Source organism: Pseudomonas sp. NPDC089741, from assembly GCF_044748825.1.
GTDB classification, from domain to species: domain Bacteria; phylum Pseudomonadota; class Gammaproteobacteria; order Pseudomonadales; family Pseudomonadaceae; genus Aquipseudomonas; species Aquipseudomonas helmanticensis.
Genome location: NZ_JBIVGT010000032.1, coordinates 59028 through 66443, shown reverse-complemented (window position 1 = coordinate 66443; position 7416 = coordinate 59028). Strand labels below are relative to the sequence as shown.

Here is a 7416-nt window from a genome sequence, read left to right as displayed (position 1 = left end):
GGTTATCCAGTTTGAGTTCGAGTTTGACCTGGGTCAGGAAGCGGGTTTTCTTGCCGTTGCTGTCCAGACAGGTCACTTGCGCGTCCGGATACAGGATCGCCAACGGGATCCCCGGCATGCCGCCGCCGCTGCCGACGTCGAGCCAACGGCCGTTTTCGATGAACGACATCACGCTGAGACTATCGAGCAAGTGCCGCGAGACCATTTCGTCCGGATCACGCACGGCGGTCAGGTTGTAGGCCTGGTTCCATTTGATCAACAGGGCCAGATAACCCAGCAGCAGTTCGTGCTGGGTTTCAGTGAGATTGACACCGAGCTCGCGGGCTCCTGTGGATAACTCTTCGGCGTGTTGCGAAGTGACCTTAGAACTCAAGCGCTTTGCTCCAACTGACGGCCCGCGCCGCGTTTTTTCAAATGAATCATCAACAGCGAAATCGCTGCCGGGGTCACGCCCGGGATCCGCGAAGCCTGGCCAAGCGTCTCTGGACGAGTCGCGCCGAGCTTGCTCTGGATCTCCTTGGAGAGACCGGAAATGTTGGTGTAATCGATATCCACAGGCAATTTAGTGTCTTCGCTGGCGCGCAGACGGGCGATTTCGTCCTGTTGACGGTCGATGTAACCGGCGTACTTGGTCTTGATTTCAACCTGCTCGGCGACCTGTGGATCTTCGGCGCCGTTGCCGGTCACTTCGACCAGACCAGCGTAGTCGATTTCCGGACGACTCAAGAGATTGAGCAAGTTGTATTCGTGAGTCAGCGGCGTGCCGAATTTTTCGGCAATCGCATCGCCTTGCTGCGTATTCGGGCGAACCCAAGTGCTTTTCAGGCGTTGCTCTTCGAGTTCGATGCTTTCGCGTTTCTTGCAGAAGGCCGCCCAACGCGCGTCATCGACCAGGCCGAGCTCGCGGCCTTTTTCGGTCAGACGCAGGTCGGCGTTGTCTTCACGCAGGATCAGGCGGTACTCGGCACGCGAAGTGAACATGCGGTACGGCTCTTGAGTGCCGAGGGTGATCAGGTCGTCGACCAATACGCCGATGTACGCTTCATCGCGACGTGGGCACCAGGCTTCTTTGCCCTTGGCGCGCAGTGCGGCGTTGGCACCCGCGAGCAAACCTTGGGCGCCAGCTTCTTCGTAACCGGTGGTGCCATTGATTTGCCCGGCGAAGAACAGACCGCCGATGACTTTGGTTTCGAGGCTGTACTTCAGATCGCGCGGATCGAAGTAGTCGTATTCGATCGCGTAACCCGGACGCACGATGTGCGCGTTTTCCATGCCGCGAATCGATTGCACGATCTGCAATTGCACGTCGAACGGCAAGCTTGTGGATATCCCGTTCGGATACAGCTCGTGGGTGGTCAAACCTTCCGGTTCGATGAACACCTGATGGCTTTCCTTGTCGGCAAAGCGGTGGATCTTGTCTTCGATCGACGGGCAATAGCGCGGGCCGATGCCTTCGATTTCACCGGCAGCGGAATACATCGGCGAACGATCGAGGTTCGCCGCGATGATTTCGTGGGTGCGGGCGTTCGTGTGAGTAATCCAGCAGCTGACCTGGCGTGGATGCTGTTCTTTGTTGCCCATGAACGACATCACCGGGATCGGCGTATCGCCCGGCTGCTCGGTCATCACCGAGAAATCCACAGACTTGCCATCGATACGCGGCGGGGTGCCGGTTTTCAGGCGACCGACACGCAATGGCATTTCACGCAGACGGTGAGCCAGGGCGATCGACGGCGGATCACCGGCGCGACCACCAGAAAAATTCTGCAACCCGATGTGGATAAGTCCGCCGAGGAACGTACCGGTGGTCAATACCACTGAATCAGCAAGGAAACGCAGACCCATTTGTGTGACCACACCACGGACTTGTTCCTGCTCGACGATCAGGTCGTCAGCGGCTTGTTGAAATATCCACAGGTTCGGCTGGTTTTCGAGAATTTCGCGGACAGCGGCTTTGTACAGAATCCGGTCGGCTTGCGCACGGGTTGCTCGTACGGCTGGGCCTTTGCGGCTGTTCAACACGCGAAACTGGATGCCGCCCTTGTCGGTAGCCATGGCCATCGCGCCGCCAAGGGCATCGATTTCCTTGACCAGATGGCTTTTGCCAATGCCACCGATGGCCGGGTTGCAACTCATGGCACCGAGGGTTTCCACGTTATGCGTCAGCAACAGGGTTTTTGCCCCCATACGTGCTGAGGCCAGTGCTGCCTCGGTACCGGCATGACCGCCGCCGATGACGATCACTTCAAAACGGGAAGGGAAATCCACCACGCACCTCGTGCCTGCTTAAGTAGGTAATTCAGGAATAGTTTGAGATCAGGTTTTTGGACCTGGTCGACAAGTATAGGGACTTCGCCCTTCCTAAAGAACCCTTTGCACAAAATTTAACCAGCTGTGGAGAACTCGAGGTTAAAAGAATAAAAAAGAGAGAAATTTATAAAACCTTTGTTTTTATGTTTATTTCTACTGAGGCACCTTTCTGTGGATAGATCTCTACAAGCCTTTATATTCAATATGTACAGAGTTTCAAAACCCTGTGTTCATGTGCCAATGAGGGGCTTGGATAACCGGTCTAAGCCTGTGGATGAAAGAGCTTGTTATCCACAGGGGCGGTTATATCCAGTTTTGAAGCCCTGTTATCAACCGACCTCAGTGGCAGTTATTCACAGGGCTTAATCCACAGAAAACCGGCAAATGATGAAATAGCGGGCACGAGAAATCCGCTCAGGGAGAGGAATCTGCCCGGCTGGAGAAAGGTTTGGAGAAAGAGGAGGTGCAGACAGGTCGCGAATGGACCTGTCTGTGGATAGCGGAAGGTTTATTTACCGATACAGAAGCTGGAAAAGATCCGTCCCAGCAGATCATCAGAGCTGAATGCCCCGGTGATTTCCCCTAGAGAGTGCTGAGCCTGACGCAGGTCTTCGGCCAGCAACTCGCCGGCACCCGCCAGAGTCAGTTGTGCGCGACCGTGTTCAAGGGCTGCGCTGGCGTGGCGCAACGCTTCAAGGTGGCGGCGGCGAGCGCTGAAACTGCTTTCAGACGTCTGCTCGTAGCCCATGCAGGCTTTGAGATGGTCGCGCAACAGATCCAGCCCTTCACCGGCTGATTTGGCGCTCAAACTGATCGTCACATGGCCATCTTCACTGGTTTCCAGGGCAATTGCTTCCCCGGTCAGATCGGCTTTATTACGGATCAGGGTAACTTTTGCCGGATCCGGGCGGGTTTCGAGGAATTCCGGCCACAACGCAAACGGATCGAGCGCTTCCGGTGCGGTTGCATCGACTACCAGCAAAACCCGATCGGCTTCACCGATGGCTTTCAGCGCTCGCTCGACGCCGATCTTTTCCACCTGATCATCGGTATCACGTAAGCCTGCAGTATCGACAACGTGCAGCGGCATGCCGTCGATGTGAATATGTTCCCGCAGGATGTCCCGAGTAGTGCCGGCAATCTCGGTAACAATCGCCGCTTCACGTCCGGCCAGGGCATTGAGCAGGCTCGATTTACCAGCGTTCGGACGGCCGGCAATCACCACCGTCATGCCATCTCTTAGCAAAGCACCCTGCCCGGCTTCGCGCAGCACAGTGGATAACTCACTGCGAACTTTGTCGAGCATGCTCAAAACATGACCATCGGCGAGAAAGTCGATTTCTTCTTCCGGGAAGTCGATGGCGGCTTCGACGTAGATACGCAACCCGATCAGCTGTTCGGTGAGGTTATGCACACGCTGGGAAAAAGCGCCTTGTAATGAGCGCAACGCATTACGTGCAGCCTGTGCAGAACTGGCTTCGATCAAATCGGCAATCGCCTCGGCCTGTGCCAGGTCGAGTTTGTCATTGAGGAACGCGCGTTCGCTGAATTCCCCCGGACGCGCCAGACGGCAGCCCAGTTCCAGACAACGTTTGAGCAACATATCCAGAACGATCGGGCCGCCGTGGCCCTGCAGTTCCAGCACGTCTTCACCGGTGAACGAGTTCGGCCCCGGGAAATACAGCGCCAGACCTTCATCGAGCACTTGCTGGTCATCACTGAAAAACGGCCCGTAATGGGCGTAACGCGGTTTCAGTGCGCGGCCGCTGATGGCTTGTGCGGCAACGCTGGCCAGCGGCCCGGAAATACGGACGATGCCGACACCGCTGCGACCTTGAGCGGTGGCGACAGCAGCGATGGTTTCACGAGGTACGCTCATTAACCGGAATCCAGACAAAAATGACAGATAGCAAAACGCCCCACTAGGGGGCGTTTTGAGTGGTTATCCACAGTGTAAATCAAGCGGCTGCTTTGGTAGCCCGTTCGATCTTACGCGTGATGTACCACTGTTGGGTGATGGACAGGCAGTTGTTCACTACCCAGTACAGCACCAGACCAGCCGGGAACCACAGGAAGAAGAAGGTGAAGATGATTGGCATCATTTTCATGACCTTCGCCTGCATCGGATCCGGCGGAGTCGGGTTCAACTGCTGCTGGATGAACATGGTTGCGCCCATGATGATCGGCAGAATGAAGAACGGATCCTTAATCGACAGGTCAGTGATCCACAGCATGAACGGCGCTTGGCGCATTTCCACGCTTTCCAGCAGAACCCAGTACAGCGAGAGGAAAACCGGCATCTGCACGAGGATCGGCAAGCAGCCGCCCAGCGGATTGATCTTCTCTTTCTTGTACAGCTCCATCATGGATTGCGACATTTTCTGCCGGTCATCGCCATGCTGTTCTTTCAGTGCAGCCAGTTTCGGTGCAACGGCACGCATGCGCGCCATCGATTTGTAGCTGGCAGCCGACAGAGGGAAGAACAGACCCTTGATCAGCATGGTCAGGAAAATGATCGACCAGCCCCAGTTACCGACGATGGCGTGGATGTGTTGCAGCAGCCAGAAGATTGGCTGGGCAATGAACCACAGAATGCCGTAGTCGACGGTCAGTTCCAGACCTGGGGACAACTGTTTCAGCACAGCCTGGCTTTTCGGACCGGCGTACAGCACAGCGCTGGTTTCAACTTTGGCACCCGGAGCAGCGGTCAGTGTCGGACCGGTGTAACCGATGATGTAGTTGCCTTTGCTGTCTTTACGCGTCTGGACGACATTGTTTTCGCCCTTCGCCGGAATCCACGCAGTCACGAAGTAGTGTTGCAGCCAGGCTACCCAACCACCGGTGACGGTTTCTTTCAGCTGCGCCTTGTCCATGTCCTTCATGGACACTTTCTTGTACGGCTCCGAACTTGTCCACAGGGCGGCGCCCAGGTAAGTCGCGGTGCCAGTAGCGGTTGTGGACGAAGGATCGGCGCTGTTATCGCGCTTCAACTGAGCAAACATTGCGCCGTTCCAGGGCTGAGCGCTCTGGTTATCCACAATGTAGGAAACGGCTACGTCATACAGGCCGCGTTTCAGAGTGAAACGCTTGATGTAATTGACGCCGTCCTTGCTGAACTTCAGGTCTACGACCAGTTGGTCCTGACCGTCAGCCAGTTGATAAGTCTTCTTCTCCGAGGAGTAAACCGGACGACCGGCTGGATTTGCATCCGGGCCATTGGTGCCGATCAGACCGCTTTGTGCCAGATAAACACGTTCGCCGCCATTATCGAACAGCTGGAACGGAACATCAGGACGATCCTGACGACGTGGATACAGAGGCAAGGTCAGTTGGGCAACGTCGCCACCTTGTGGATCGATCGCGAGATCGAGCACGTCGGTTTTGATCTGGATCAGATCCTTGCTGGCGGCTACCGGTGTTTCGGCAGGTGCGCTGGTATCGCTAGCGGCGCGCGGAATATCGTCACTGGCGGCAGCATTATTGCCAGTGGCGGTGTCCGGCAAACCGGATGTAGTCGTACTGGAAGCAACATTCTGAGTCGGCAGGGCAGCCTGACCGTAGTCCTGGTTCCATTTAAGGACCATAACGTAGGCCACGATTGCCAGGGCGACGATCAGGATCGTGCGTTTGATATCCATGATTACTCGGCCATCGAAGAAGAACGGGAGGTAGGGATAGGTGGAACCGGGTCATAACCACCGGGATTCCACGGATGACAGCGACCTAAACGACGAAAGGTCAGCCAGCCACCGCGCAGAAGGCCATGATTTTCAATGGCTTCATACGCGTAGCAGGAACAACTGGGGTAGAAACGACAATGACTGGCCATCAAAGGACTAATGGCATAGCGATAAAACTGGATCGGAACGAGGGCCAGTTTACGCATCAGGACTGTCTACCCCTACAGTTTCGGTTTTGACTTCTGAAACTGGCTTGCTGCGTGCCAGACGCTTCCAGAGCTTGCCGAAATGCTGAATCAATTCGGGGTTTTCTACATCGCCCAGACCTTTGCGCGCGACGATAACGATATCCCAGCCGACCAGTGAATCCTGGTGCAGACGGAATGATTCGCGCATCAAACGTTTGAGGCGATTGCGCTCAACGGAGAGCTTTACGCTCTTTTTCCCGATAACCAGCCCGAGACGGGGGTGATCAAGATCGTTGTTGCGTGCTAGGAGCAGGAGATTTTTCCCCGGAACCTTGCCGGTAGGGGAGTCAAAGACTGCCTTGAAATGCCGGGGGGTAAGCAGACGCTTTTCCCGACTGAAGTCCTGACTCACCTCCAGTACCGGATTATCAAACTGCCAGACGCGCACGACCTTTGGCGCGGCGACGCGACAGGACTGCACGGCCGTTCTTGGTAGCCATGCGAGCACGGAAACCGTGGGTACGGGCGCGTTTGATAGTGCTTGGTTGGAAAGTACGTTTCATTGTCGTGTTACCTGGTTCGTCCACAACGGGCCGGAATGGCCCCCGTTTTAAGAGACCGGGGATTCTAGAGAAAGCAAGCCTTCAGGTCAATTTCCAACCAGCGTTTCCTTATAAATAGATCTCGATGCCTTCTTGGGCTGACAGCCTGTTCGCCAAATATAAAAATAAAGAAGGGAATTATTTAAAGCTTTTCTGTAAAGCTTATAAAAGCTAGGGCCACCATCTTCTGTGGATAACTGCTCTCAGGCCTTGTTTCACCTGATGTACAGAGGATGACAACTACAGTGGAAAACCGTGTTCAGCCTGTGCTGCACTGTCGGATAACCTGTGTGTGGAATGGGCTGTTATCCACAGGCAGGTTATCCACCGAGTTCAACCCCCAGTTGTCCAGTGCCCTTAGAGCGGGTTATCCACAGAGCTTATTCACACACCGTTGGTCGCTTTGTTGTCATTTAACGCATTGATAAATCGTGCGCAGCTGACTACCTGCATGTGGATAAGTGGGCGGCTCGCCGCTACAATGGCCGCTTGTTTTTGCCTCACCGGCTTTCAACTTAGGGGATATCCGTGTCAGTGGAACTTTGGCAGCAGTGCGTGGAGCTTTTGCGCGAGGAGCTGCCTGCCCAACAATTCAAAACCAGTATCAGTCAACTACAAGTCGAATACCAAGGCTAC

Annotated in this window: 8 protein-coding genes; 1 reads left to right on the top strand and 7 read right to left on the bottom strand. The window is 55.2% G+C overall.

Annotation, left to right across the window (positions count from 1 at the left end):
- From rsmG to rpmH, 7 genes are all read right to left on the bottom strand, one after another.
- Positions 1 to 373 (bottom strand): 16S rRNA (guanine(527)-N(7))-methyltransferase RsmG (gene rsmG / locus ACIPZE_RS23620; RefSeq protein ID WP_400775621.1); only part of this gene is annotated, 373 nt, incomplete at its 3' end.
- A complete protein-coding gene (gene mnmG / locus ACIPZE_RS23615; protein WP_129386924.1) occupies positions 370 to 2268 on the bottom strand; it encodes a tRNA uridine-5-carboxymethylaminomethyl(34) synthesis enzyme MnmG in 1899 nt (632 codons plus the stop codon). The genes rsmG and mnmG, both read right to left, overlap by 4 nt.
- Positions 2269 to 2818: 550 nt before the next feature.
- Complete coding sequence (gene mnmE, locus ACIPZE_RS23610; protein ID WP_400775618.1) at positions 2819 to 4189, bottom strand: tRNA uridine-5-carboxymethylaminomethyl(34) synthesis GTPase MnmE; 1371 nt, start codon at positions 4187 to 4189, stop codon at positions 2819 to 2821.
- Positions 4190 to 4268: 79 nt separating this feature from the next.
- Positions 4269 to 5948, bottom strand: coding sequence for a membrane protein insertase YidC (gene yidC / locus ACIPZE_RS23605; protein ID WP_129386930.1), 1680 nt, complete (start codon positions 5946 to 5948; stop codon positions 4269 to 4271).
- A 2-nt stretch (positions 5949 to 5950) separates the two neighbouring features.
- Positions 5951 to 6196 carry a membrane protein insertion efficiency factor YidD gene (gene yidD, locus ACIPZE_RS23600; RefSeq protein ID WP_010465488.1) on the bottom strand — a complete coding sequence of 82 codons (246 nt, stop codon included), beginning with the start codon at positions 6194 to 6196 and terminating at the stop codon, positions 5951 to 5953.
- Complete coding sequence (gene rnpA / locus ACIPZE_RS23595) at positions 6189 to 6590, bottom strand: ribonuclease P protein component (RefSeq protein WP_400775634.1); 402 nt, start codon at positions 6588 to 6590, stop codon at positions 6189 to 6191. Before rnpA ends, yidD begins: the two co-directional genes overlap by 8 nt.
- 16 nt (positions 6591 to 6606) lie before the next feature.
- On the bottom strand, positions 6607 to 6741 hold the full coding sequence (gene rpmH, locus ACIPZE_RS23590; protein ID WP_003213577.1) for a 50S ribosomal protein L34: 135 nt from the start codon (positions 6739 to 6741) through the stop codon (positions 6607 to 6609).
- A 567-nt stretch (positions 6742 to 7308) separates the two neighbouring features.
- On the opposite strand from rpmH, the gene ACIPZE_RS23585 reads away from it, so the two are divergent.
- The coding region (locus ACIPZE_RS23585; protein ID WP_400775632.1) for a DnaA N-terminal domain-containing protein at positions 7309 to 7416 on the top strand (108 nt) is incomplete at its 3' end.